A 24,978-nucleotide genomic window follows, 5' to 3' on the forward strand; every position below is an offset into this window, starting at 1 on the left:
TCGACCCCGCACGAACCCACGTAACAAATATGTATTGCGCACACTTGTTTCAAGCGCACGACTTGCAGTCGCGTCTGGAACCGATGGCTATGTGCTCTACCAACAGCTCAGCGATTAATTCGTTCCGAAAAATTCACACATTCTCCCGCCGCTCAAAGGAGCGTGAAGCCGCGTGATATCACGGTTGAAAAGATTGCTTTGGGGCCGTTGAGCGCGAATCTCGCCTCTCAACCGGCTTCGGCTTCAGGCCCGAAGGGCTGACGCCAAAGCCTCCATATCATCTGGCATATCCGTTTCGAACTCCATGACCTCACCTGTCCGCGGATGTTCGAATGCCAGCAGATAGGCGTGGAGAGCCTGGCGTGGGAAAAGATTGACCAAGTCTCTGGCGTGATCGGGAAGCAGATTGGCCTTGGTGCGGAAAGCCGCGCCATATTCGGGATCGCCGATCAGGGGATGACCGATATGGGCCATATGCACGCGGATCTGGTGGGTGCGCCCGGTTTCGAGCCTGCATTCCACCAGCGAAGCAAGACAAGTCGCATCCGGCTTTTCGTGATATCGCTCGATAACGTCGTAATGGGTGATCGCCTCCCGGGCGTCATTGGAATCCTCGTGCTTCACGGCGCGCTTGGTGCGGTCTGCACCGCGCCCCAGCGGCGCGTCGATGGTGCCGCGCAGTGTCTTCGGACGACCCCAGACAATTGCCTTATAGGCCCGCTCCAGAGGTCCGGTGCGTCCGTGGTCGGCAAATTGCGCGGCCAGATGCCGATGCGCGTTGTCGTTTTTCGCAACGACCATGACGCCGCTGGTTTCCTTGTCCAGCCGGTGCACGATACCGGGGCGTTTAACGCCGCCGATGCCCGACAGGCTGTCGCCGCAATGGTGGATCAGCGCGTTGACGAGGGTTCCGGTCCAGTTGCCGGCGCCGGGATGCACAACAAGACCCGCCGGTTTGATGAGGACGATCAGATCCTCATCCTCATATTCCACCTCAAGTGGAATATCCTCGCCCTTGGGCTCGGGGTCTTCCGGCTCCGGCATGGAAATCTCGATGCGGTCACCGGGGTGAACCTTCTTTTTCGGCTCGGTGGTAACTTTCCCGTTTAAGAGGACGACACCCTGCTCGATCAGCGCCTTGATGCGGCTGCGGGACAGATCGCCCCCAACCTCACCGGCCAGCCACGCATCCAGACGCCCTTCGGCGTCGTCACCCGCAATCAGCTCTTTCCTTGCGTCTCCGCCTTGTTTAAAGGGGTCGTTCATTCTTATTTTCCGATCAATCCAGCAATGCCCAAGGATCCCGATGACGCAGATCGAGCAAGACGAACAGGAAGACAAGCCGTTAGATCCGGCCATGGAAAAAGTTCGCCGCAAGATGATCCGTTTGCAGATCGTGTCGGGGTCCGTAATGTTTATCAGCCTTATGGCTGTCTTCGGAGCCGTTGTCTACAAGGCGATGGGCCCGTCACGGACGGCGCCAGCGGCAAGCTCCAGCGGCGGCGCAGTCGTGCCCGCAGATGCGCCGGTGGCCGCCACCGCCAGCCTGCCACAGGGCTTTACCATCGAAAACGTGTCCTTTGCCGGTGGCGACATGCTGTTTTACGGACGGCTGGCAAATGGAACGCGCAAGGCGCTGGTCTTCAACGTGCAGGCAGGCCGTTTCGTGGCCGACATCACCATCGATGCGCGTTGATCGTGTCCCTGTCATCATAAGCGAGGCCGACGATCCACGCATCGCCGCCTTTCGTGATGTCAAGGAACGAGACCTGACTGGCCGGCAGGGCCGCTTCATCGTCGAAGGAACGGTCGTCCTTCGCATGTTGGCGGCGGCGCACGTCAAGGGCGATGCGTTTGAAGCGGAAAGCATTCTCATCCTTGAAAACCGGCTGGCCGGGGTCGAGGATATTCTGGCGCAGTTTCCCGCCGAGGTACCCGTCTATGTCGCCAAGGCATCCGTGCTGGATGCCATTGTCGGCTTTCACCTCCACCGGGGGATTCTGGCACTCGGGAAACGCAAGACATCGTCAGGCATGGTGGACACCATCCGCCAGCTGCCAGCCTCTTCGCTGGTGCTCGCAGGCTGCGGCATTTCCAATCACGATAATCTGGGCGCCATGTTCCGCAATGCCGCAGCATTTTATGCGGATGCCGTGTTCCTCGATGCCACCTGCTGCGATCCGCTCTATCGTAAATCCCTGCGCGTATCGGTGGGCTCTGTCCTGTCGGTGCCCTATCATCGCGGCGGCGGCGCGATAGAGATGCTGGAAACATTGGCCGCCGAGGGCTTCGATATCTGGAGCCTCTCGCCCGCAGGCACCACGGAAATCCGCCAGATCCCGGCGTCACACAGGATGGCGCTTGTCATCGGCACGGAGGGGGATGGCCTGCCGCAGGCTGTGTTGTCGCGCTTCCATACCGCCCGCATTTCCCAATCTCCGCAACTGGACAGCCTGAATGCCGGGACAGCCGCCGGATTGGCGCTCTACCAGATGGCCGCCGCCATGGAACGGCTTTGAAGCAATTCCAGCAAAAGGGTGCCACGGCGGTGGAATGAATATTCTAACGAGAGGTTAATGCGCGGCATTTGCATTAACCTTGTCTCAAAACCGACCGTTAAGATTTACACTTTAGTAATGCGCGGAACGAGAGGTTTCGCGATGCGTGGCGTATTTGTCGTCGTTCTTCTTTTGACTGCCCTGGCAGGGTGCGCGACGGCTCCGTCGCAGATCACCAATGCCTGTGCGATCTTCGAACAGCGGAACGGCATATTCAACAACTGGAAAAAAGATGCACAGGCCGCAGAACGCGAGTTCGGGGTGCCGGTGCCGGTCATGATGGCAACCATCTACACCGAGTCCAGCTTCCAGCCCTATGCGCGCCCACCCCGCAACAAAATCTTCGGCTTCATTCCGTGGGGACGCAAGTCATCGGCCTATGGCTATGCGCAGGCTCTCGATGGCACCTGGGCGGTCTATCAGAGCGAAACCGGGCGGTGGAGCGCCAGCCGCACCGATTTCACCGACGCAATCCACTTCGTCGGCTGGTATCATGCCAAGAGCAACCGCCAGAATGGCATTGCGCTGAATGATCCCTATAACCTCTACCTCGCCTATTATTCCGGCCATGCTGGATATTCCAAGGGCGTCTGGCGCAACAACATCGCCATCCAGAAGGCAGCCCGCCGCTCTGCCAACATGGCCATCCGCTATGAGAAGCAGCTGCAGGATTGCGGCTACCGGTAAGCGTGGCCAAGACTAGGTCGCGCGTCGACTTACCGCCATGCTCGGGCCTGACCCGAGCATCTGCTACCGATCCAGTTTTTACGACATGAGAAAATCCTCGGCTCAAGGCCGAGGATCGCGACCGGCTTATAGGTGAGGCGCCAGAAAGGCCTTGGCAGCTTCGATCTCGTTGTTGCGGATTTCATGGCCGCCAGAATGCCATTCCATCTCCACAGTGCCGCCCTGAGCCTTCAGATAATTCGCCAGCCCATTGGTCAGTGGTACCGGACAAATCGGATCACGTTCACCTGCCGTTATCAACACGCGTCGGGCGTCAGGCGCTGGTGCGGGCTTAGGCTCGAACGGGATCAGCGGATGCATCAGCACGGCGGTATCGACCAGATCTGGAAACTCGATCAGGACATTCGCCAGAATATTGGCTCCATTGGAAAAACCCAGACCGATAACCGCACCGGCTTCATGCGCATCGCGATGGGCAGCAATGAAGGTCGCCATTTTCTGGGTGGCGCGATCAAGGTCGGCCATATCGTAAACGCCCTCCGCCGTTCTGCGGAAGAAACGCGCCGCACCGTGCTCCGCAACATCGCCAAGCGGCGAGACCACGGTTGCGTCGGGCAATAGCTGTGCGCCAAATTCGAAAAACTGGTTTTCGTCGCCGCCAGTGCCGTGGAAGACGAAAAAGACGGGTTTGCCCGCAGAACCGGCGCGCAGCTTGTGGTGATAAAGATTTCTTTTCATGCCTGTCTCCTCAACAACCGCCGGCATTCGCGCCGGCCGGTCGTCTGTCATTGCCCTGAATTCAGTCTTCGAGCGGTTCCAGATGCTGTTCCAGCGTCGCACGCAGATGGGCGTGCTGTGTTGGCAACTTCAACGCTTCGCCCAGATGCGCGGTATCCTCGTCCCGGTCGAAGCCGGGTTCGTTGGTGGCAATCTCAAACAGCACACCGCCGGGCGTGCGGAAATAGATCGCCCAGAAGTAATCGCGGTCGATGACCGGCGTGACCTGATAACCCGTATCCATCAGCGCCTTGCGAACTTCCAGCTGCGTCTGTCGGTTATCGACGGCAAAGGCCAGGTGGTGGACAGAGCCCGCGCCAAGGCGCGCACCGGAAATATTGGGCATGGTTTCAATATCGATGACATCGGCACCATTGCCGCCCGGCATTCCAAGCCGCAGGACGCCATCGCGCCGGTCAACTTCCTCATAGCCCATGAACTTCAACAGTTCAGCTGTTGCGCCTTCGTCCTGCAGCCGAAGCGACGCACCCTGGAAACCACGAATTGCCTGATCTTCCCCAACACCATTGGCCGTCCACTGGGCACGCGCATCGTCCTTTACCTCAACCATGGCAAAACCATCGCCATCGGGTCCGGCAAAGTGAAGGCGCTTGGTGCCAAAGGCCTCATCGGTTTTCAGACCATCGACATTGGCCTTGGCCAACCGGTCCTGCCAATAGCCAAGCGAGCCTTCCGGCACGGAGAACAATGTCGTTCCGACCTCGCCGGTGCCTGGGCGACCACGCGCAATATGCGGAAACGGGAAGTAGGTCATGACGGAGCCTGGCGTGCCAACCTCATCGCCGTAATAAAGGTGATAGACATCAGGCGCGTCGAAATTGACGGTTTTCTTCACACGGCGCAGACCGAGCGTGTCGGTAAAGAACTGGTTGTTGCCGCGTGCACTTGCCGCCATGGATGTGACGTGGTGAAGGCCCTTGATCTGGTTCAGCATCTGAAAACCCCTAAAGCTTGTCTGGGATCGCGGGAAGCGATGCCCTTCGTTCATGGGGTGAAGATGGTGCAGATTAGGTCGTTCGGATAGACGGGACGCTCAGAACGCATCGTTCTCAATTTGGAAACAATGAAGGCGATTGTTCAGAAAGAACAAGCCGCCTCAGTGATCGTCATTGGCCCCTCTGACCCAATAGCCAGCAGCGACGAAAGCCTTCTTTGCCAACCCGGCCTCATCGGCCAGGACCTTCTTGATGGCGCGAGCCTCGTCCTTTTCGCAGCCAACGAACACATGCAGCCCATCCTGCTTTTCCCAGGAATGCTGACGCAGGGCCTGTTGCAGCAGGCCTGCGGTTCCGGCTGGCTGCCCTCTGCGGTAGAGCCAGTTCCAGCTTAAGTCGGCGTTGGAGCGCACATCCTGCTGTTCACCTTCATTGTCTACCTCGGCATAGACCGTGACAGTCTTGCCCGCTGGCATTTCCGCAACCATGCGCAACATCACAGGCAGAGCCGTTTCATCGCCTGCAAAAACATAGTGATCCGCCTCTGGCCTCTCACCGCCGGGCCCGACGATGCCGACGATATCGCCGACCGCAGCGGTCGCGCCGAAATGCGCGCCGGGCATGTTGTCGCCCTCATGCATGACAAAGTCGATATCGACCTCGGCACGTTCCTTGTTGATGGCGCGAATGGTATAGACTCGACGCGCCTGCTCGTCCTCGCCTTTGGCCCAGACGATCGCCCCCGTCTTGGAAAGATGCGGCCAGACGGGCGTGCGGGTCTGATCAGGCAAGATCAAAAGGCGCACATGCAAGCCACCCGCCGCCAACCGCTCAATGCCGTTGTCGACAGCAAAGACGACACGGCGCATTCTCGGTGTCAGATTATAGGAGCGCACCACGCGGCCAACAAAAAGATTTGGCAGCTCGCGAAGATCGGAACCGTGCCCTTCCCAGCGAAAATCCAGTGACGTATCGCCGGTGAATTCGACGATGTGTTCCGCAACCATGGCCTTGACGGACAGCAACACGTTCTCGGATACGCAGTTGATGCGCGCCGCAAAGCGCCCCTCTTCGGCGCTCAGCGTGCCGTTGCCATAATCGGCCTCGAAATGCACCGCCTGCCCTTCCCGCGTCATCGTCATATGCTCGTTGAAATGCTCATGAAAAGCATCGACGATTGCCACCGGATCGGGAAGTACAACAGAGGTCTGAGCAGACAGAAGCGTCACCGGCCTAAATCCTTCAATTTACAGTCCGGTTATCTTTTAGATCAGGATTTTTGAAAGTGCAAAGCCGTTTTTGCACAATTTCTCAGGTCAGGCCTCGTCCGGAAGCTGCCAGTCAATGGGCTCTTTTCCGTGCTCCCTCAGAAAGGCATTGGCCTTGGAAAAATGACCGTTTCCGAAAAATCCGTTATGGGCCGATAGCGGCGACGGGTGGGGCGATTTCAGGACCAGATGTTTGTCCTGATCAACAAAGGCGGCCTTCTTCTGTGCATAGGAACCCCAGAGCAAAAAGACGACGTGGTCACACCGGTCATTGACGGTTCGAATGACGCTATCGGTAAATTTCTCCCAGCCCTGGCCCTGATGCGAAGCCGCGCGGGCTTCCTCGACTGTCAGAACGCTGTTGAGCAACAGCACGCCCTGCCTCGCCCAGCTTTCGAGAAAGCCGTGCCTGACGGGGCGAATACCTAGATCGCTCTGCAATTCCTTGTAGATGTTGACGAGCGATGGCGGAATGCGCACACCCGGCTGCACGGAAAAACACAGGCCATGCGCCTGGCCCGCGCCGTGGTAGGGGTCCTGCCCGAGAATGACGACCTTGACGTCATCCAGCGGCGTCAGGTCCAGGGCGCGGAAATACTCGCTGCCTTTCGGAAAAATCTGCTTGCCCGCATTTTTCTCGGCCAGCAGGAAATCCTTCAGCTTCTGCATGTAGGGGCTGGCGAAATCCGCCGAAAGCGCCTGTTTCCAGCTGTCTTCCAGTTTGACGCCTGCCTCTGCCATGAAGATCATCCCGATTTATTTGAAGCGGTTGCTGCGCTCAAGAACTTCGATCTTGTACCCATCCGGGTCGCAGATGAAGAAGTATTTCGCAAAGGGCGCGCCCTTGTATTCGGCGTTGACGATCTTGCCGACGGAAAGACCGAGTGCAACCAGACGCGCATGTTCGGCATCGACATCGTCAACGCTGACCGCGATATGGCCATAGCCATCGCCCAGCGCATAGGGCACTTCGCGGCCCTTGTTGATTGTCAGCTCCAGCTCGAAGTCACCTTCAGCATTGCTGAGATAAACCAGCGTGAATGTCTCGAACTCGAAACGCTCCGCGATTTGCAGACCGAAAGCCTGACTGTAAAAACCCACCGAACGCTTCTCGTCCAGCACCCGGACCATAGAGTGAATAAGCTTGGCCATGGTGTTTCCTTCTTCTTGCATCGTGGTGGCCCGCTTATGCTGCAGGCATCGGGGCAGGCAGATAACGGCTGACAACGAGAGTTTCAACCCTTGAAGCCCCTCGAAGACGCATAGCAGGCAATCACGCCAGCACCCTGCACCATGGGATGATACCCACTATCATGACATTGAAACTCATGATACCGGCAGTCATGCGCATCTTGTATCTCTGTCTTGGCTGGCTCATGGTTGCCACCGGCGTCGTCGGTGCATTTCTGCCCGTTCTGCCAACGACACCCTTTCTTCTGATCGCGCTCTGGTGCTTTTCCAAATCTTCGCCGAAGCTCGAAGCATGGCTTCTGAACCATCCCAGATTTGGGCCATCGCTGCGCAACTGGCGGGAAAAAGGGGCCATTCCGCGCAGGGCAAAAATTGCCGCAGTGTCTTTGATGACAGTGAGTTACGGCATTTTCTGGTTTACTACCGAGCCTACACCGCTCAGAGCGGGCATCGTCGCCGCCGTGATGCTCGGGGCGGCGGCATTTGTCGTGACACGACCCGATCCGTGAGCCCGATGCGCAAACCCGTCAGCGATGGCGTGACTGCGGCAGGATATAGGGAATGTGGGCAGCAGGTAGCCTGCCCACCGTTCCACCGATGCCATAGACCCGGGCAATCGTCTCGTCATTGATGGTTTCCTGCGCAGGGCCACAGGCAGTGATCCGCCCGCGATGCATGACGATAAGTTGATCGGAAAATTCAGCGGCAAGATTGAGATCATGCAGCACGGCCAGCACGGTGCCGCCGCTCAAGGCGAAATCACGTGCTGTTTCCAGAACGGAAATCTGGTGGCCGAGGTCGAGGCTGGAGGTCGGTTCGTCGAGCAAAAGGGCGCGGGGCTGCCCATCCTCCACGGCTTGCGGCACCTGCGCAAGGGCGCGGGCGAACTGCACGCGCTGCTGCTCCCCGCCGGAGAGCATGTTGTAGGAACGCCCCTCAAATCCGGCAAGGCCGACCTTTGCCAAAGCCTGACGCGCCTGCACTTCCGGTTGGGTCGAGCCTTGGGCAACTGCACCCATGCGAACGATTTCCAGCGCTGTGAACGGAAACGACAGCACCGTGCTTTGCGGCAAAACGGCGCGAACGCGCGCCAGCTCTGCGGGCCTGAACAGTCCCACGTCGATATTGCCATAGGCAACGCTGCCCGCATCCGCCCGCATCTCTCCCGACAGAACCTTCATCAGCGTTGATTTGCCGGCCCCATTTGGGCCGATGATGACGGTAAAGCTGCCGGGCTGAAGAGAGATTGTCACGTCATCCAGCAATCTGCGGCCGGAGCGGCTGACGGTAACACCCTGCGTGGTAATCATGCAGCGTTCCTCAATCCAAGACCATTGTCACGGCCAAGCAGCAGAAACAGAAAGACCGGTGCGCCAATAAGAGCTGTGACGACACCTATCGGAAGTTCGGCGGGTGCGGCTACGGTGCGGGCAAAACTGTCCGCCAGCAAAAGCAATCCTGCCCCGCCGATGGCCGATGCTGGTAACAGAAAGCGATGGGACGAGCCGATGACCAGCCGCAGAAGATGCGGCACGACAATGCCGACAAAACCGATGGAGCCTGCCGCAGCCACACTCGCTCCACAGGCCGCAGCAACGGCGAGAATGACGATGCGCTTCAGCCTCTGGACGGGAATGCCCATGTGAAACGCGGCAGCATCACCAAGGATCAGGGCATCCAGACCCTTCGACACGAAGGGAATGCTGGCGAGAATGGCAAGGCAAAAGGGAAGCGTCGTCCACACCTTCATCGGCGTTGCGCCACCCAGCGAGCCCAGGCTCCAGAAGGTGATGTCGCGCAGGGCGCGATCGTCGGCAAGGAAGATCATCAGTCCCATCAGGGCCGCGCTCAGCGCAGCCACCGCAATGCCTGCGAGAATGAGAAGTCCGGTTGATGTTGTGCCGTTGCGGGTGGCGATCGCGTAAAGCAGCAGCGTGTTGCCAAGACCACCGAGAAACGCCATGAGCGGCAGGAAATGCATCCCGAAAAACAGCGAAAGCGGGGCGAGCACGCTGCCGCCGAGCGCAAGTGCGGCTACGGCAAACAGGGCCGCACCGGATGTCACACCGACAAGACCCGGATCTGCCAGCGGATTGCGAAACAGCCCTTGCATCATCGCGCCAGAGACAGCGAGGCTGGCGCCGATCATGATGCCAAGGCCCGTCCGCGGCAGGCGAACTGCCTCGAGAATAACGCGGTCGCGCGCTTCCATGGCCTGTGCACCGCCGGAGAAATACAGCCACAGTTCCGACAGGCCAACGCCGGTCGGACCGCTCGCCAGAGAAACGACGCAGGACACGAGCAGGAACATGCAAAGGGCGACAATGGTGATGACGCCCCTGCGCGAACGATCGCCGCGTACAGGACCTGCGACCTCTGTCATCATTGCGACTGTCACGGCTTGACGACCTCTGGGTAGAGTTGCGACGCCAGTTCCCGGCCCGCTGCGGGCGTGCGTGGGCCAAAGCCGATGAGATAAAGCCCATCCATGCTGATCAGCGCGCGCGATGACGCAGCCGGGGTAGACTGGAATGCAGGAAGGGCAAATATCTCATCTGCAGTCGCCGCATGGTCGCCGCGCTGCATGGTCAGCACGACATCGGGAGCAGCCGAAATGACGGCTTCATCGCTGAGTGGCTTGTAACCGGTCACATCAGCGGCAGCGTTTACTCCACCGGCAAGCTCAATGATGGCCCCGGCTTCGGTATCCTTGCCAGCCGCCATGATACGGCCGCCCGCCGTTGAAAGAACGAAAAGCACACGCTTCTTGGTGCTAACGGCGGCAACGTCGCTTTTCAATGCGGCAAGCCCCGCCTCGACGTCATCCGCAAGTGCCTTGGCCTTTTCGGAAAGCCCAACGGCTGCGCCAATATCCTCAATTTTGCGGGAAATCGCGTCGGCCCGAGGCGGCGTATCGATGATGACCATCGGCACCTCACTGGCCTTGAAGATGCCGATCACATCAGCCGGACCTGCTCCGTCTTCAGAAAGGATGAGGTCTGGCTTTTGCGAGAGAATGCCCTCGGACGACAGCGCCCGCATGTAGCCAACATCAGGCTTTGCCAGCACTTCGACTGGATAGCTGCTGGTGGAATCCCGTGCGATGACACGGTCTCCGGCACCCAGCGCATAGAGAACCTCAGTCACCGTTCCGCCGATGGCCACGATCCTGCTGGCTTCGGGATTACCCTTTTCAGACGCCTGAGAGAAGCTTGGCACAGCCGTCAACGCGAGTGGGAGGGCAACGGCGGCGAAAGCGAAAGATCGAAGTGAAAGCGACATGACGTGATCCTGAACAATGCGGCACACGACGGTCTGTGCGCCATATAAGTGGAGTTATTTACACATCTTTAAAAACAGCACAATCCGATAAGTTGACTATTTTCGTTATCTTTTATATCTCGGCTCCCAAGGGTAGCATTCCGGCATTCTGGAGCTGCCAGTCTGAAAGGGAGACAATCCATGTTTATTGCCATGAACCGATTCCGCGTTGTGCCCGGCTTTGAAGAGGCATTCGAAACCATCTGGCGTGATCGCAAGCGGCACCTGGCGGAAATGCCCGGCTATCTCGAGTTTCACATGCTCAAGGGTCCGAAGGCGGAAGATCACACGCTTTATGCCTCGCATACCGTCTGGGCGACCAAGGAAGACTTCACGGCATGGACGAAGTCCGAGCAGTTCCGCGCTGCCCACGCCAATGCCGGCAACAACAAAGGCAAGGTCGAGTATCTCTCCGGCCCGCATTTCGAAGGCTTCGACGTCATCATCCATGAAGACAAGGACGGTCAGGATCGTCCGGTTGCGGCGTGAGCCAGACCATGGGCGCGATAGCGGAAAAAACCGATGAGCGGCGAGAGCGTGCCAAGGCTGCACTTGCCGAAAAGCCCGATGGCGTGGTCGAAGCCATTGCCTCCAAGGCGGAGGTGACGCCAGCCGAGATTCTGGCACTGCTGCCGCAGGGTGCAGCCATCTCGGCTCCCGCCGGGACATTCAACGATATCTGGACCGAGCTAAGGTCCTGGGGCGAAGTTCTGATGATCGTTCAGACGCCGGATATCGTCTTTGAAGTCCCCGGCCACCTGCCGGAAGGCACGGAAGGGCATGGCTGGTTCAACATTCACGGCGATAGCCCCATTGGCGGGCATATCAAGAAAGACAATTGCGCCTCGATCACCTTCATCGATCGCGACTTTCATGGACGCCGGTCGCTTTCCGTCTGGTTCATGAATGCAGGCGGCAGCGCCATGTTCAAGATTTTCGTTCGCCGTGACGGAAACAAGGAATTGCTGGCCGATCAGGTCGTGAAATTCGAGACCTTGCGCAACCGCTTCGTCAACTGAGTGCCTCAACGCCGCCGCGAACCCGTCGGCGGCGTTTCTCTCCCTACCGATCGCTCCTGCTTTGAACAGCCGATGTCGCTTCCGGCATGTCCCGGCAGTCTGGCCATGCCCTATGAATTCAATGCATTGGAACCGGATGTGAATTGGCGGGCAAGAGACTTTGCGCTTTGCTTCGCCTGCGCTATAGGCTTGGCGAGACATGATGAGGACACCCATGACGACCTATGTACTGACCGTAGCCTGCAAATCCAAACGCGGCATTGTCGCAGCCATATCGGGCTATCTGGCGGGCAAGGGTTGCAACATCGTCGACAGCTCCCAGTTCGATGATCTCGAAACCGGCAAGTTCTTCATGCGCGTCTCCTTCATTTCCGAGGAAGGCAAGGACATGGCCGACATCGAAGCGGGCTTTGCACCCATTGCTTCCGAATTCGGCATGGCGGCCAATATCTACAGCGATGGCGAACGGACCAAGACCCTGCTCATGGTGTCACGCTTCGGGCATTGCCTCAACGACCTGCTCTATCGCTGGAAGATCGGCGCGCTGCCGATCGATATCGTCGGCGTGGTTTCAAACCATTTCGACTACCAGAAGGTCGTCGTCAATCACGACATTCCCTTCCACCACATCAAGGTGACGAAGGACAACAAGCCGAAGGCGGAAGCGCAGCTTCTGGATCTGATAGACAGCAGCGGCACCGAACTGGTTGTGCTTGCCCGCTACATGCAGGTGCTGTCGGATGAAATGTGCCGCAGGATGTCCGGGCGCATCATCAATATCCACCACTCCTTCCTGCCAAGCTTCAAGGGTGCCAACCCTTACAAGCAGGCCTATGAGCGCGGCGTGAAGCTGATTGGTGCGACCGCCCATTATGTCACCGCCGACCTCGACGAAGGCCCGATCATCGAACAGGACACCGTGCGCGTGACCCATGCCCAGTCTCCCGAGGACTATGTTTCGCTGGGCCGCGATGTGGAAAGTCAGGTGCTGGCGCGCGCAATTCATGCGCATATCCACCACCGGACCTTCATCAACGGCAACCGTACCGTGGTCTTTCCACCCAGCCCCGGCTCCTACGCATCGGAGCGAATGGGCTAAACCCCATTCTCTGCCGGGCAGGATTGTCGAACTTTATTTCCAGCGCGCAGCAACCGAGTAGCTTTCGTGCCCGTTTCTCTGGTGTTGTTAAACATCAGAGGCTTTCCTCATGAAAAAGATAATCATTGCCGGCGCCGCGCTTTTCCTCGCGGCGGGATCGACATTTGCCCAGCAACCACCACCGCCACCAGCACCCGCCCCGGGCGAGGCTGGTCAACAGACCGATGCACCACCACCGCCCCCTCCGCCGCCAGGCGCTGGTCCTCGCACTGACGCACCGCCGCCTCCGCCACCCCCGCCGGGACACGGAATGCGAGATGCAGGCCCCGGCGATGGCGGCCCACGCGATCGCATGATGATGCCTCCTCCTCCGCCACCGCCGCCTCCATCGAAGGGCGCTCACTTCCGCCTCGAAGACGGTGAGACAAAGATCGAGATCAAATGTGCAGACGACGAGCCAATGAAGGCTTGCGCCGACATCATGATGCAGTTGATCGACAAGATTAACGAGTAATATGCGTCAAAGCTGCCCGAAGCGTCGCCTGCGGCGGCGCTTCAGCTAAAGCGCACGATGGCCTTCAGACCCCTGCCGGAAGCGCCCTCCTCCAGCGCCAGCCGTCCGTTGAACAGGGTGGCAATCTCTTCGACGATGGCAAGGCCTAGCCCCGCGCCGGGCGCCGTGTTGCCATCCCCCCGGGCAAAGCGTTGCCGCACCACGTCCCTTTTTTCCTCTGAAATTCCCGGGCCATTGTCTTCCACCAGAAGAAACGCCAGTCCATTCTCGCGACCGACCCGGACTGTTACCTCCGCACCGCGCCCGGCATAGGCAATGGCGTTGCTGATGAGATTGCCGAGGAGTTCGCCCAACAGAAGCGGCTCGGCACCAATGCTGACGGCCTCCATCTGCTCAAAGCCAAGATCGATCCCGGCATCTGCTGCGACTGGCACATATTCGGCTGTGACCGATTGGGCGAGAGATGCAAGATCGACATCCACAAGACTTTGCTTTTCGCCAGAGCCTGCGGCATCGATATTGGCCATGCGCAGAAGCTGGGCCAGTATGTGTTCGGCATGAGCAACCGAGGCATCGCCCTTCTTCGCCGCCGCCTGCGCCTCTTCCAGAGTGGAGGCTCTTGCCGAGAGGGCAAGCTGTGTGCGGATGATGGCAAGCGGCGTTCTTAACTGGTGGCTGGCATTGCCGGTAAAATGCCGCAAGGCATCCAGCGCCGATTGCAGCCGCACCATGAAGGAATTGACGGTTTCAACCAGATTCTCGACTTCGACAGGCACGGACTGGCGAATGGGATGCAGATCATTCGGGCTACGCTCGCCGATGGCCTCGCTCAGGCGGTAAAGCGGCCGGAGGGAAATGGTCACCGCAATCCACACGATGATGGCAGCGCCGACAATCATGAAGAGCAGGCGTAGTGCAGAGCGAATGATGATGGCTTGCGCAAGGCGGCTGCGTGCAATCGTGGTCTCGGCTACGGTGACGGAAAACGGCACGGAATTGACGCCCGTGGAGGCAAACCGCGCAATTGCGGCAACCCGGATCGGCTCCCCCCGAAATTCCGCATCCATGAAGGTCGGCGCATCGCTGCGCGCCTTTTCCACCGAAGGCAAATTTTGATAGCCCGTCAAAAACTGGCCGTTGGGGCCATCGACACGGTAGAAGACCCTGTCCTGCGCCGCCGATGTCAGCATCTCCAGCGCCACATAGGGAATATCGACCTCCAGCGAGCCGTCTTCGGATACGACGACACGCTCCGCAATGGCAAGCGCCGACCCTGAGAGCACGCGGTCCGAAACGATATTGGCGGTATTGGTTGCCTCGCGATAGGTATCGGCCAGAGCAATGCAGCCGATGATCGCGGTGGAAATGAGAAGCCAGCCGAGCAGACGCCGCCTCAGCGAATAGGCGGCCTGCCTCATTCAGCCATCTCCGGCAGCTTTTCCAGATAATAGCCGATCCCGCGTGCGGTCTTGACCGTCAGCCCATGCGGCCCCAGCCGCTTGCGCAGGCGGCTGACATATTGCTCGATGGCGTTGCCCGAAAGCTCATCGTCAAAGCCCGTGAGCGACTGGACGATGGCCTCCTTGGCCACCACCTTGCCGGCACGCATGAACAGCACTTCCAGCAGCGCGACTTCTCTTGCCGGAATATCGAGCGGATGACCATCGGCTGAAAATGTGCGCGATGTCAGGTCGAACGACACCTTGCCGAAACTGACCAGTGACGACCGCAATCCGGCATTGCGGCGCAGAAGCACCCGCACCCGCGCCTCGAACTCGGTGATGTCGAAGGGCTTGATCATGTAGTCGTCTGCGCCCAGATCAAGACCCTTGACCCGTTCTTCAGGCGAACCGCGTGCCGTCAGGATCAACACGGCCGCCTTATCCTGGCGCGCGCGCATGGAGCGCAGCACGTCAATGCCATCCATTTCGGGCAGGTTGAGATCTAGAATGACGAGATCGAAATTTTCCGCAGCGATGGCCGCATAGGCTGATGCCCCATCGGACACCACATCCACAGCATAGCCGCTCCCGCGCAAGAGCGCTGAAAGCCCTTCCGACAAGATCTGGTTGTCCTCGACCAGAAGAATCCGCACGCTGTCGCCCTCCATTCGGCGCAAATTTATCGAAGCCTTTCCGTCTTGTGAATGGCAAGGGGCTGCGGCATGATCTTTTCCATGCGTATTCTTGTGTCACTCTGTCTGTTTTTCGCCGCCGCGACGTCGTCTGGCGCGCAGCCCATGATATTTCCCGCCCTTTCAGGCAAGGCGGATGCACAAACACTGGTGGTCTATTCATCGCTGGACGAGCCTCTTGCCACACCGATGATCGAGGGCTTCCAGAAGGCTAACCCGGATGTGGCTGTCTCCTACGAAGACATGCTGACAGGCGAGATCTATGACCGGATCGTGCGCGAGACCGACTCCGGCCAGAAGACGGCTGACTTTGCTTTTTCCTCGGCCATGGATCTTCAGGTAAAGCTCAGCAATGACGGCTATGCGCAGCGATCCGATCTGCCGATGAGCGATCGCTGGCCCGCATGGGCCAACTGGCGCAATACAGCCTATGCGCTGACATTCGAGCCCGCGGTCTTCGTCTACCACAAACCGAGTTTCATGACGGAGCAGCCGCCAGCCAGCCGCGCCGAATTCGTGGACTATCTGCAGCGCCACGCAAAGGAGGTCCACGGTCGGATCGCGACCTATGACATCGAACGCTCAGGCGTCGGCTTTCTGTTCATGTCGCGAGACCAGGAGCAGTTCGGCGATATCTGGAATGTCATCAAAAGCATGGGAACGGCAGGCGTGAAGGTCTATTCCACCAGCTCCGCCATTCTGGAGCGCATTTCCGACGGACGTTTTCTGCTTGGCTACAATATTCTGGGGTCCTATGCCGCAGACTGGGCGTCGCGCCACCCCGATGTCGGCATCGTCCTGCCCAAGGATTATACCGTCGTCATGTCGCGCATCGGCCTTGTGCCACAGGCCGCGCGCAATGCGCAGCTGGGCCGTCGATATCTGGAGTTCTTTATGTCCAAGGAGGGACAGACCATCATGGCGCGGCAGTTGCAGATCCCGGCGGTCAGCCCGGATGTTGCCGGTGAAAATACCGCCAACATGATGCAGGCCATCCATGGCGCGCAGTTGCGGCCGGTTCCCGTCAGCCCCGGATTGATGGTGTATCTCGACCAGGTCAAGCGCGCCCGCATTATTGAACGCTGGAACGAGGCTTTACGAGCCCAGTAGACGAAAATCGAAAATTAATAGACAGTAAATACACTTGCCCGGCGCAGAGCGTCAGTTAGATGACAGCTTTCTATGGTGCTGTGCAGGTCTTCGTTCATCCGTGGAGGCGGACTGAAGAAGCGGGAGGAAGTCTCATCGGACCGTTCGTTGCAAGTTGTTCATGCTTGACCTTGCTGCCATCCATGTGCCGCCCTTCCGCGATGACAACAACATGCCGAAACGGCACATCAAGGAGGGTTCACTTTGAAGCATTTCCTCATCGCTTCTTTTCTCGCTGGCGCTATCGCACTTCCGGCAGCCGCCGCTGACTACACCATCATTGCTCCTGCAAACCCCGGCGGCGGCTGGGACCAGACGGCCCGTTCGCTGCAGAGCGTGCTGCAGGAAGAAGGCATTTCCAAGAGCGTTCAGGTTCAGAACGTTCCAGGCGCAGGCGGCACGATCGGCCTTGCACAGTTTGCAAGCCAGCAGAAGGGCAATCCCAACGCCTTGATCGTCGGCGGCTACGTCATGGTCGGCGCGATCCTGACCAACAAGGCACCCGTTACGCTGAAGGAAGTCACGCCGATCGCGCGTCTGACCGGCGAATATGAAGTCATCGTGGTTCCTGCATCGTCTGACATCCAGAACATCGGTCAGTTGATCGAGAAGCTCAAGAAAGACCCGGGCAGCGTCTCCTGGGGCGGCGGCTCGGCTGGCGGCACGGACCACATCACAGCCGGCCTGATTGCCAAGGCTGCGGGCGTCGATCCGACCAAGATCAACTACATCGCCTACTCCGGCGGCGGTGAGGCTCTGGCCTCCATCCTCGGCGCACAGGTAACCGCAGGCATTTCCAGCTATGGCGAATTCGAAAGCCAGGTGAAGGCCGGTACCGTTCGTCTTCTCGCCATTTCCAGCGAAGCGAAGATCCCAGGCATCGAAGCACCAACGCTGAAGGAAAGCGGCCTCGACGTCGTCATCCAGAACTGGCGCATGGTTGCAGCTCCTCCAGGCCTGACGCCTGAGCAGGAAAAGGCTGTCAGCGCCGACATCGAAAAGCTGGCCAAGTCGGCCAAGTGGCAGGAAACACTCAAGACCAAGGGCTGGATGGACACCTATCTCGCCGGCGACGCCTTCAAGGCACAGCTTGAGAAGGACACTGCTTCGACCGAAACGATCCTCAAAGACATCGGACTGGTAAAATGAGTCAGGGTTCATCCCCTTCCCAACCGACAAAGCGCCGCCCTGATTGGGCGGCGTTCGCGATCGCCGTTTTTCTCGTGGCCATCGCGCTCGTCATCTTCTGGGATTCTGCGCGGCTTGCCAGCGTCACCGGTTATTCTCCGGTCGGCCCGGCAACGGTTCCCTACGCCATTGCCATCTGTCTTATCGGCCTGGCAATCTGGACCGCCATCGAGGCCTGGCGCAACGAGTTTCCGAGCCGTGACAGACAGGAACTGGGACCTGTCTTCTGGGTTGTCGCGGGTCTAGCGGCACAGATGCTTCTGCTGAAAATTGCCGGATTTTCCATTGCAACCGGATTGCTCTTTGCCTTCACGGCCCGCGCCTTCGGCAAACGCAAGCTCTGGTATTCCATTCCAATCGGTATTGCATTCAGTTTCGTCATCTGGGTCATCTTCTCGCAGCTTCTGCAACTTTCGTTGCCTGCCGGACCTCTGGAACGGCTGTTCTTCTAACGGCCGATCCATTCGATAAACAACAAGACCTGAGACTTCGCGATGGCGTTTTGCGCGCCGCGAGGGTCTCGCCCGACAGGGGGACGACTGTCCATGAGCACTTTTGAATTTCTGCTGCAAGGCATTCTGATTGCCGCGCAACCGATGAACCTCCTTTATGCGCTGATCGGCGTTACGCTCGGCACGGCTGTTGGCGTTCTGCCCGGCATCGGACCGGCCTTGACCGTTGCGCTTCTTCTGCCCGTCACCTATCGCCTCGATCCCGCCGGATCGCTCATCATGTTTGCCGGCATCTATTACGGCGGCATGTATGGCGGCTCGACAACCTCCATTCTTCTGAATACCCCCGGTGAGAGCGCATCCATCGTCACCGCTCTTGAAGGCAACAAGATGGCCCGCGCAGGGCGTGGAGGTCCGGCGCTTGCAACGGCTGCCATCGGCTCTTTCGTAGCTGGCCTCATTGCCACGATTGCGCTGGCCTTCGTTGCGCCTTACATCGTAAAGCTGGCTCTGGTCTTTGGTCCCCGCGAATATTTCGCCCTGATGGTGCTTGCCTTCGTTACGGTATCCTCGGCATTCGGCGATTCCGCATTGCGCGGTCTGACGTCGCTGTTCATCGGCTTCACGCTGGCCATTGTCGGCATCGACCAGCTCACCGGCCAGACTCGCATGAGCTTTGGCGTTCCAGACCTGCTTGACGGTATCGAAGTGACCACGCTGGCCGTGGCCATGTTCGCCATCGGTGAAACGCTGTTCATCGTGGCGCAGGGCCAGGGCGGACCGGACAAGGTCGAGGCCGTCAAGGGCTCCGTCTGGATGACCGCCCAGGACTGGGCGCGCTCCTGGAAGGCATGGCTGCGCGGTACGCTGATTGGCTTCCCGATTGGTGCAATGCCCGCAGGTGGCGCCGAAATCGGAACGTTCCTATCCTACGCCACGGAAAAGAAGCTTTCCAAACACCCGGAAGAGTTCGGCCATGGCGCCATCGAGGGCGTTGCCGGTCCTGAAGCGGCCAACAATGCTTCTGCGGCTGGTACGCTCGTGCCGCTGCTGACACTCGGCCTGCCGACGACGGCGACGGCTGCCATCATGCTGGCAGGCTTCCAGCAATTCGGCCTCCAGCCCGGACCGCTTCTGTTTGCAACCAACCCTCAGCTCGTCTGGGGCCTCATTGCCAGCCTCTTCATCGCCAACGTCATGCTGCTGGTCCTCAACCTGCCGCTGATCGGCCTGTGGGTGAAGCTGCTGACCATTCCGAAGCCATGGCTTTATGCTGGCATTCTTTTGTTCGCAACGCTCGGCACGATTGGCGCCAACCCTTCCGTGTTCGAACTCGGAATGCTGCTCGCCTTCGGTATTCTCGGCTACGTCATGCGCATTTTCGGATATCCGATTGCGCCTGCCGTCGTTGGCCTCATCCTCGGACCTCTGGCAGAGCAGCAGCTGCGCCGTGCGCTCGCCATCGGCCAGGGCGACCCATCGGTGCTGTTCACATCGCCGATTGCGGTGGGTCTCTTCATCGTTGCGGCTGCGGCCTTCCTCATCCCGCTGATCATGCGCATTCGTGGTCGCGGCCAGGTTCTGGCCCAGCTTGCTGCAAACGAAGACTGACCCCGTCTCCGTCTGTTCAACGATCCGAAATGAAAAAGCCCCGCATTCGAAAGGATGCGGGGTTTCTTTATGGCCGGAACGGAAAGGGCGAGAGCCCGTTAAGAACAGGCAACGAGCCAATATTGGGATAATACCATGCGTCTGACACCCCTGCTTTTCGTTCTCGCCCTCACATCCTGCACCACGGGAGGGGCAGCTGTCGATCCGATACCCGGCAGCATCACCTATGGTGGCCAACCGCGAACGAAACTGGAGAAATCTCCCGTCGGCAGCATCCTCCACCATGATTTCATGATGACGGATGGCAGACGCGCCTATGAGACCTATCGCATAGAGCCGGACCGATCTCTCACTCTGCTCAACCGCGTCATCATGAGCGATGTGCCGCCGGATAATTAAGTTTCGGCAAATCGTCGTTCAGCCGTCGCGAGATGGAACGACTGGCCACCCAACTCGTTGCTTTCCCACTTGTTTCAAAACGAAACTTTGATCGATGTTTCTGGAGAGAAAAATGAGAACACATAAGACAAGAAACGATTTACCATCCAACGCGAAGGCGACCGTTATCGGCCTGCTCAACGAAGCACTCGCATCCGTAATCGATCTTTCGCTGGTCACCAAGCAATCGCACTGGAACCTCAAGGGACCGCAATTCATCGCCATCCACGAACTGCTCGACAAGTTTCGCACGCAGCTGGACAATCACAGCGATACGATTGCCGAGAGAGCCGTACAGCTCGGCGGGACGGCACTGGGAACCACCCAGACGGTGTCTTCCACCTCAAAGCTGAAGGCCTATCCCACCGACATCTACAAGATTCAGGATCATCTGGCGGAGCTCATCGAGCGGTACGGTGACGTCGCCAACCTCGTGCGCAAGTCTATCGAAGAGGCCGATGATGCCGGTGACGCAAATACCGCCGACATTTTCACGGCTGCCTCGCGCGACCTCGACAAGGCACTCTGGTTCCTCGAAGCACATGTTCAGGAAAAAGCCTGACACAACAAAGCGCCCGGGAGACCGGGCGCTTTTTACCGTTCAAAAGTCAAGACGATCAGTGGCGCCGTAACACGGCCTTGCCAATATCCCGCAGCATATCGTGATCCAGAATGCCACGCTGGGCACTTCTGATCAGCACGGCTGCGCATTCGTTTGCAACCGGACTGCTACGGTCCTCAAGGCACTCGAAACATACGCCATCGAATATCGTCTGAAGGTCTGTGACCTGCTGGGGCGACAATTGCGCACCCACTCTTTGAAAAGCCGCATACGACAAGGCTAATCCTCCCAAGACTGCCAAATATCGACACTCATTTTCATGAACAATTAATTTCTACACCGGAACGAATCAGATGTCGAATCTGATCTTAACGAATTTTCAATGATTATTTTCTTGGGAACCGCAGGCCGCGCCCGACCGTTACTTCTTTGTCACAACAAGGAGAAATCCCATGGATTGGAATCGCGTAGAAGGCAACTGGAAGCAGGTCAAAGGCAAGATCAAGGAACAGTGGGGCAAACTCACGGATGATGATCTAGACCAGATCGCTGGCAAGCGAGATCAGCTTGAAGGCAAGATCCAGGAGCGCTACGGCGTCGAGAAGGACCATGTCCGCAAGGATGTAGATACATGGTACGACCGCCAAACCTGGTAATCGCCCAAACAGCAAAATGCCCGCCATGTGCGGGCATTTTCGCATTTAAAAGCTTGATGAATGCGCGGTTTACGCGACCGCGAGATCGTGGCCACAAAGTGCAGCTTCGATATGATTGGCGCAGATCGGCTTGGTCAGGAAAATGGCACCGGGTGGCAGCACACCATCAGCGGGGTTATACCTTCCAGAAATCACCACGATCCGTATGTTCGGCCAGCGGCGGTACGCTACATTGGCAAGTCCCAGACCGTTAATCGACCCCGGCATGTCGATATCTGTCAGTATTGCCTCGAAATCACTGTCGGCCTCCAACATTTTCACGGCCATGTCAGCCGTCGAGGCTTCCTCTGCGCAAAAACCGAAATCGGAGACCATGTCAACGAGATCGAGCCTGATCAGCCCATCATCCTCGACAATCAATAAGCGTGGCGTTTGCTGCATGGAATTAGTGCTCCTGCTGGAAGCTTGAGAGGTCGGCAGCGATGATGCATCGCACACCGCCCTGTTCGTAGAGAAGATCGACTTTGCTGTCGGCGGCACCGGCAAGTCCGGCCTTGATCAGCCGCGAGCCTGAGCCCACCCGCTCTGGCGAGATAACGGCGGGCCCGTTGCTTTCGCTCCAGACAAGCTCAAACCTGTCCTTTGCTTCACCCGTGACACGCCAGACGATATCGACCCTGCCATATGGCGTGGAAAGCGCCCCGTACTTGACCGCATTCGTGGCCAGTTCATGGAGGATGAGAGAAAGCGATAGCGACGGGCGTGAACCAACGCGCAGATTTGGACCGGCTACTGAAAAGCGTGTCGCTGTCGGGTCGTCGTGGATTTCAAGCATCTGATTGACGAGCTTGTGTACCTGGGATGTACCCAGACCGCCCTGTATGACAGTATCATGTGCGGCGCTGAGAACGCCGATGCGGGCAGCCAGTGTTTTTCTGGCGGACAAAACATCTTCGGCTGAGCGAAGCGTCTGGGATGCAATAGCCTGAACCATGGCCAACTGGTTCTTCAGCCGATGGCCGAGTTCGTGAGAAATAAGCTCCCGGTGCTTCTGTTCAGCCAGGCGTTCCGTTACGTCCTGCGCCTGCACCAGAATTCCGGTTATCTCGCCGTCATGCCCGCGCAGAGCCTGGTAGACTAGATCGATCATGCGCCGCTGGCGTTCACCATCGGGGCCTCGGTTGAGGTCAACAGGGACAGCCCGGGAAGAAAACGTCTGCCCGGTGCGGTAGACGCCGTCGAGAAGGTCGATGAAGCCCTGCCCGACAACTTCGGAAACGGCCTCTGCAACAGACTTTCCGATGATCTCGCGTCCAAGGCCGATCATCGAGTAATATTCCTCATTGGCGAATTCGAAGATGTGGTTCGGGCCGCTCAACGTGGCAATGCCGGAGGGTGACATTTCGAAAATCTGCAGAAGCTTTTCCTGCTGGCTCTTCTGCTCCCGGCGCATCATGATTTCGCTGGTGATTTCAGAACAAGCGCAAAACATTCCCAGAACGGTACCGTCAGCATCGCGAACCGGCGTGTAGGAAAAGGCAAAGTGCGCTTCCTCGGGGTAGCCTTTCCGGTGCATCACGAATTCGATATCGTCCATGGATGTACCCTGCCCGGCATAGGCGGCAGAGATAATCGGCTCCACATCATCCCAGATATCGTACCAGAGATCTCTAAACGGATGCCCGAAGCCCTGGGGATGCCGATTGCCGCACATGGCGGAATATCCGTCATTATAAAGGGTGATCTGTTGAGGGCCCCAGACGATCAGCATTGGCTGCAGTGAACCGAGCATGACATTGACGAGCGTTTGGAGTTCGACGGGCCAGCAATCAGGCGTGCCAATCGGGCATTGATCCCAAGCAAAACCCCGGAACAAATCCCCGCATTCGCCGCCGCCGATAAAATTCAAAACTTGCCCCGTCTCTTCTCGCCCTCACGCCCCAATGCCCAGAAAGGCAATTGGTTCCATGAAAAATCGCAGGATTTCGTCAGCAACGGCGATGCAGCAAGAATATCGTGTGAAAGCAAATGTTTGTTTACAATAATACTGCGACCATTCCACTCACTATAGTTGCAGATTCACGCGAACGCATCCCATAGACTGCGATCATCCCATCGCCCCGCGACGAATGGCAAAAACCCTTGCCGATTACATTTGCCGCTATCCTCAAACATCCTTCGAGTGCCGTGTGGAACGACGTGGCAAAGCACGCGTTAGGACACAAATATCGCCAGCCTCACAAAGGCATGATTTTGCCTTAAGCGGACTTGGCGGGAGGAATGGAAGGACCTCGCATGTCTCGTACATTGAAAAAATCCGCCCATCAGGCCTACGACGTCAGGGATCGGCTGATCCTTGCGCTTTACGCACAGTTGCGGGCTGAGCGGGAAACCCGCGAGGCGATGGAATGGGTGCTGCGCAATGGTGGCTTGTCTTCTGAGGTTCTCGAAGCAATGGCATCGGATCCCATACCGGTCATCACCGCTGAAGATATGAAGATGGTGGAGAATACACTCGAACATATGCGACCTGAACCCGGGCAGAAAGGCGCGCACTCATGACGCGGCGGGCAAGCTGGAAAGGCCACATTAAATTCGGCGACCTCACCTGCGAGGTCGGTCTTTATTCTGCCCTCACCTCCTCGGAGAAAATATCCTTCAACATCGTCAATCGAAAAACCGGGCACCGGGTCGAACGCCAATATGTCGATAGCGATACGGGCGATCAGGTGGAGAAGGATGATCAGGTCAGGGGTTTTCAGCTCGATAACGGCGACTATGTCGTCGTCGAAGGCGATGAAATCGCCAAACTCATGCCGGAGAGCGACAAGGTCATCCGCATCGACAATTTCATCGCCTGCGACGAGATCGACAAGCTCTATTTCGACCGGCCATATTTTCTGGCGGCGACCGATGGCGACGGCGAAGACGCCCTGAGCCTGCTCGCACAGGCGATGGAGAAGCAGGGCGTCGCCGCCATTGCCGAAGCGGTTCTGTTCCGCCGGAACCGCGTCCTCATCATCAGACCGCACAAAAAATCACTGATCGCGACGACACTGAATTTCGATTACGAGGTCCGCTCGCAGGCGACCACCTTCAAGTCGATCCCCGAGCAGGAATTCGATGACGAGATGCTGGAACTGGCGGGCCACATCATCAAGAAGCGCGCTGGCACCTTCGATCCTTCCGCCTATCCTGACAGATATAATGACGCCCTGGCGGAACTGGTGCAGGCCAAGATCGAAGGTCGCGCAATCAAGAAACACGTCGAAGAAAAGCGCGACAATGTGGTCGATCTCAAGGAAGCACTGCGGCGCAGCGCCGAGGGTGAAAAGGCTGCAGGCAAATCCACCCGCAAGAAGCCTGCCGCCAAGACCGCAACAAAGAAGGCGAGCTGA

31 protein-coding genes are annotated in these 24,978 nt (G+C 58.2%); 17 read left to right on the top strand and 14 right to left on the bottom strand.

The window, feature by feature from the left end:
• Positions 1–243: 243 nt before the first annotated feature.
• Positions 244–1,266, bottom strand: coding sequence for an RluA family pseudouridine synthase (locus QRN85_RS16125; RefSeq protein ID WP_284759310.1), 1,023 nt, complete (start codon positions 1,264–1,266; stop codon positions 244–246).
• Between the two features lie 40 nt (positions 1,267–1,306).
• Between QRN85_RS16125 and QRN85_RS16130 the strand changes: the two genes are divergently transcribed.
• The 3 genes from QRN85_RS16130 (at position 1,307) to QRN85_RS16140 (ending at position 3,245) form a co-directional block, all read left to right on the top strand.
• Positions 1,307–1,696, top strand: coding sequence for a hypothetical protein (locus QRN85_RS16130; RefSeq protein ID WP_062584817.1), 390 nt, complete (start codon positions 1,307–1,309; stop codon positions 1,694–1,696).
• Positions 1,686–2,519: a TrmH family RNA methyltransferase gene (locus QRN85_RS16135; RefSeq protein WP_284759312.1), complete on the top strand. Its 834-nt coding sequence runs from the start codon at positions 1,686–1,688 to the stop codon at positions 2,517–2,519. Before QRN85_RS16130 ends, QRN85_RS16135 begins: the two co-directional genes overlap by 11 nt.
• Positions 2,520–2,660: 141 nt before the next feature.
• Positions 2,661–3,245 (top strand): transglycosylase SLT domain-containing protein, encoded by a 585-nt coding sequence (locus QRN85_RS16140; protein ID WP_112964336.1) that lies wholly within the window; start codon positions 2,661–2,663, stop codon positions 3,243–3,245.
• Between the two features lie 126 nt (positions 3,246–3,371).
• Here the strand turns inward: QRN85_RS16140 and QRN85_RS16145 are convergent, their stop codons facing one another.
• The 5 genes from QRN85_RS16145 to QRN85_RS16165 form a co-directional block, all read right to left on the bottom strand.
• A complete protein-coding gene (locus QRN85_RS16145) occupies positions 3,372–3,983 on the bottom strand; it encodes an alpha/beta hydrolase (protein WP_122068981.1) in 612 nt (203 codons plus the stop codon).
• Between the two features lie 61 nt (positions 3,984–4,044).
• Positions 4,045–4,977: a VOC family protein gene (locus tag QRN85_RS16150; protein WP_284759315.1), complete on the bottom strand. Its 933-nt coding sequence runs from the start codon at positions 4,975–4,977 to the stop codon at positions 4,045–4,047.
• A 162-nt stretch (positions 4,978–5,139) separates the two neighbouring features.
• Positions 5,140–6,207 carry a DUF2218 domain-containing protein gene (locus QRN85_RS16155; protein WP_113100478.1) on the bottom strand — a complete coding sequence of 356 codons (1,068 nt, stop codon included), beginning with the start codon at positions 6,205–6,207 and terminating at the stop codon, positions 5,140–5,142.
• Between the two features lie 87 nt (positions 6,208–6,294).
• On the bottom strand, positions 6,295–6,987 hold the full coding sequence (gene ung / locus QRN85_RS16160; RefSeq protein WP_062585585.1) for a uracil-DNA glycosylase: 693 nt from the start codon (positions 6,985–6,987) through the stop codon (positions 6,295–6,297).
• Positions 6,988–7,002: 15 nt separating this feature from the next.
• A complete protein-coding gene (locus QRN85_RS16165; RefSeq protein WP_062585583.1) occupies positions 7,003–7,398 on the bottom strand; it encodes a VOC family protein in 396 nt (131 codons plus the stop codon).
• Between the two features lie 191 nt (positions 7,399–7,589).
• On the opposite strand from QRN85_RS16165, the gene QRN85_RS16170 reads away from it, so the two are divergent.
• The gene (locus QRN85_RS16170; RefSeq protein ID WP_062585581.1) at positions 7,590–7,946 is read left to right on the top strand and encodes a YbaN family protein; all 357 of its coding nucleotides are present in this window, start codon (positions 7,590–7,592) and stop codon (positions 7,944–7,946) included.
• 18 nt (positions 7,947–7,964) lie between these two features.
• Here QRN85_RS16170 and QRN85_RS16175 read toward each other — a convergent pair whose 3' ends face one another.
• From QRN85_RS16175 to QRN85_RS16185, 3 genes are read right to left on the bottom strand one after another with little or no spacing between them, the layout of a single operon-like run.
• The gene (locus tag QRN85_RS16175) at positions 7,965–8,747 is read right to left on the bottom strand and encodes a heme ABC transporter ATP-binding protein (protein WP_284759318.1); all 783 of its coding nucleotides are present in this window, start codon (positions 8,745–8,747) and stop codon (positions 7,965–7,967) included.
• On the bottom strand, positions 8,744–9,835 hold the full coding sequence (locus QRN85_RS16180) for a FecCD family ABC transporter permease (protein WP_284759319.1): 1,092 nt from the start codon (positions 9,833–9,835) through the stop codon (positions 8,744–8,746). The genes QRN85_RS16175 and QRN85_RS16180 overlap by 4 nt, the downstream gene beginning before the upstream one ends.
• On the bottom strand, positions 9,832–10,719 hold the full coding sequence (locus QRN85_RS16185; RefSeq protein ID WP_284759321.1) for a heme/hemin ABC transporter substrate-binding protein: 888 nt from the start codon (positions 10,717–10,719) through the stop codon (positions 9,832–9,834). The genes QRN85_RS16180 and QRN85_RS16185 overlap by 4 nt, the downstream gene beginning before the upstream one ends.
• Positions 10,720–10,899: 180 nt before the next feature.
• Here QRN85_RS16185 and hmuQ point away from each other — a divergent pair, with 180 nt between their 5' ends.
• The 4 genes from hmuQ to QRN85_RS16205 all read left to right on the top strand — a co-directional run bounded on the left by hmuQ (position 10,900) and on the right by QRN85_RS16205 (position 13,390).
• Positions 10,900–11,247, top strand: coding sequence for a heme-degrading protein HmuQ (gene hmuQ, locus QRN85_RS16190; protein WP_112964311.1), 348 nt, complete (start codon positions 10,900–10,902; stop codon positions 11,245–11,247).
• Between the two features lie 8 nt (positions 11,248–11,255).
• Positions 11,256–11,777, top strand: a complete 522-nt coding sequence (hutX, locus tag QRN85_RS16195; protein ID WP_122068935.1) for a heme utilization cystosolic carrier protein HutX — start codon at positions 11,256–11,258, stop codon at positions 11,775–11,777.
• Positions 11,778–11,991: 214 nt separating this feature from the next.
• On the top strand, positions 11,992–12,876 hold the full coding sequence (gene purU, locus QRN85_RS16200) for a formyltetrahydrofolate deformylase (RefSeq protein WP_113100490.1): 885 nt from the start codon (positions 11,992–11,994) through the stop codon (positions 12,874–12,876).
• 109 nt (positions 12,877–12,985) lie between these two features.
• Positions 12,986–13,390, top strand: a complete 405-nt coding sequence (locus QRN85_RS16205; RefSeq protein WP_284759323.1) for a hypothetical protein — start codon at positions 12,986–12,988, stop codon at positions 13,388–13,390.
• 41 nt (positions 13,391–13,431) lie between these two features.
• On the opposite strand, the gene QRN85_RS16210 is transcribed toward QRN85_RS16205, so the two are convergent.
• Both QRN85_RS16210 and QRN85_RS16215 read right to left on the bottom strand, forming a co-directional pair.
• Positions 13,432–14,808: a sensor histidine kinase gene (locus tag QRN85_RS16210; RefSeq protein WP_122069420.1), complete on the bottom strand. Its 1,377-nt coding sequence runs from the start codon at positions 14,806–14,808 to the stop codon at positions 13,432–13,434.
• Positions 14,805–15,485, bottom strand: coding sequence for a response regulator (locus tag QRN85_RS16215; protein ID WP_112962970.1), 681 nt, complete (start codon positions 15,483–15,485; stop codon positions 14,805–14,807). Before QRN85_RS16215 ends, QRN85_RS16210 begins: the two co-directional genes overlap by 4 nt.
• An 81-nt stretch (positions 15,486–15,566) precedes the next feature.
• Here QRN85_RS16215 and QRN85_RS16220 point away from each other — a divergent pair, with 81 nt between their 5' ends.
• The 6 genes from QRN85_RS16220 to dps all read left to right on the top strand — a co-directional run bounded on the left by QRN85_RS16220 (position 15,567) and on the right by dps (position 20,924).
• Entirely contained in the window at positions 15,567–16,634 is a 1,068-nt protein-coding gene (locus tag QRN85_RS16220) for an ABC transporter substrate-binding protein (RefSeq protein WP_162729304.1), read from the top strand.
• A gap of 243 nt (positions 16,635–16,877) precedes the next feature.
• Positions 16,878–17,822 carry a Bug family tripartite tricarboxylate transporter substrate binding protein gene (locus QRN85_RS16225; protein WP_112962800.1) on the top strand — a complete coding sequence of 315 codons (945 nt, stop codon included), beginning with the start codon at positions 16,878–16,880 and terminating at the stop codon, positions 17,820–17,822.
• Positions 17,819–18,313, top strand: coding sequence for a tripartite tricarboxylate transporter TctB family protein (locus tag QRN85_RS16230; RefSeq protein ID WP_112962801.1), 495 nt, complete (start codon positions 17,819–17,821; stop codon positions 18,311–18,313). Before QRN85_RS16225 ends, QRN85_RS16230 begins: the two co-directional genes overlap by 4 nt.
• 93 nt (positions 18,314–18,406) lie before the next feature.
• Positions 18,407–19,924, top strand: a complete 1,518-nt coding sequence (locus tag QRN85_RS16235) for a tripartite tricarboxylate transporter permease (protein ID WP_062584762.1) — start codon at positions 18,407–18,409, stop codon at positions 19,922–19,924.
• Positions 19,925–20,059: 135 nt separating this feature from the next.
• Positions 20,060–20,323: a hypothetical protein gene (locus QRN85_RS16240; protein WP_062584760.1), complete on the top strand. Its 264-nt coding sequence runs from the start codon at positions 20,060–20,062 to the stop codon at positions 20,321–20,323.
• Between the two features lie 94 nt (positions 20,324–20,417).
• The gene (dps, locus tag QRN85_RS16245) at positions 20,418–20,924 is read left to right on the top strand and encodes a DNA starvation/stationary phase protection protein Dps (protein WP_502870788.1); all 507 of its coding nucleotides are present in this window, start codon (positions 20,418–20,420) and stop codon (positions 20,922–20,924) included.
• Between the two features lie 55 nt (positions 20,925–20,979).
• Here the strand turns inward: dps and QRN85_RS16250 are convergent, their stop codons facing one another.
• Entirely contained in the window at positions 20,980–21,201 is a 222-nt protein-coding gene (locus QRN85_RS16250) for a hypothetical protein (protein ID WP_062585571.1), read from the bottom strand.
• Between the two features lie 175 nt (positions 21,202–21,376).
• Between QRN85_RS16250 and QRN85_RS16255 the strand changes: the two genes are divergently transcribed.
• On the top strand, positions 21,377–21,580 hold the full coding sequence (locus tag QRN85_RS16255) for a CsbD family protein (RefSeq protein ID WP_062584757.1): 204 nt from the start codon (positions 21,377–21,379) through the stop codon (positions 21,578–21,580).
• Positions 21,581–21,649: 69 nt separating this feature from the next.
• On the opposite strand, the gene QRN85_RS16260 is transcribed toward QRN85_RS16255, so the two are convergent.
• Positions 21,650–22,021, bottom strand: a complete 372-nt coding sequence (locus QRN85_RS16260) for a response regulator (protein WP_113099089.1) — start codon at positions 22,019–22,021, stop codon at positions 21,650–21,652.
• Positions 22,022–22,025: 4 nt separating this feature from the next.
• Positions 22,026–23,489, bottom strand: coding sequence for a sensor histidine kinase (locus QRN85_RS16265; RefSeq protein ID WP_284759329.1), 1,464 nt, complete (start codon positions 23,487–23,489; stop codon positions 22,026–22,028).
• A 386-nt stretch (positions 23,490–23,875) separates the two neighbouring features.
• On the opposite strand from QRN85_RS16265, the gene QRN85_RS16270 reads away from it, so the two are divergent.
• Both QRN85_RS16270 and ku read left to right on the top strand, forming a co-directional pair.
• Positions 23,876–24,142, top strand: coding sequence for a hypothetical protein (locus tag QRN85_RS16270; protein ID WP_284759331.1), 267 nt, complete (start codon positions 23,876–23,878; stop codon positions 24,140–24,142).
• Positions 24,139–24,978 (top strand): non-homologous end joining protein Ku, encoded by an 840-nt coding sequence (gene ku / locus QRN85_RS16275; RefSeq protein WP_284759333.1) that lies wholly within the window; start codon positions 24,139–24,141, stop codon positions 24,976–24,978. Before QRN85_RS16270 ends, ku begins: the two co-directional genes overlap by 4 nt.

Source organism: Agrobacterium sp. fls2-241-TYG-188a (genome assembly GCF_030209845.1).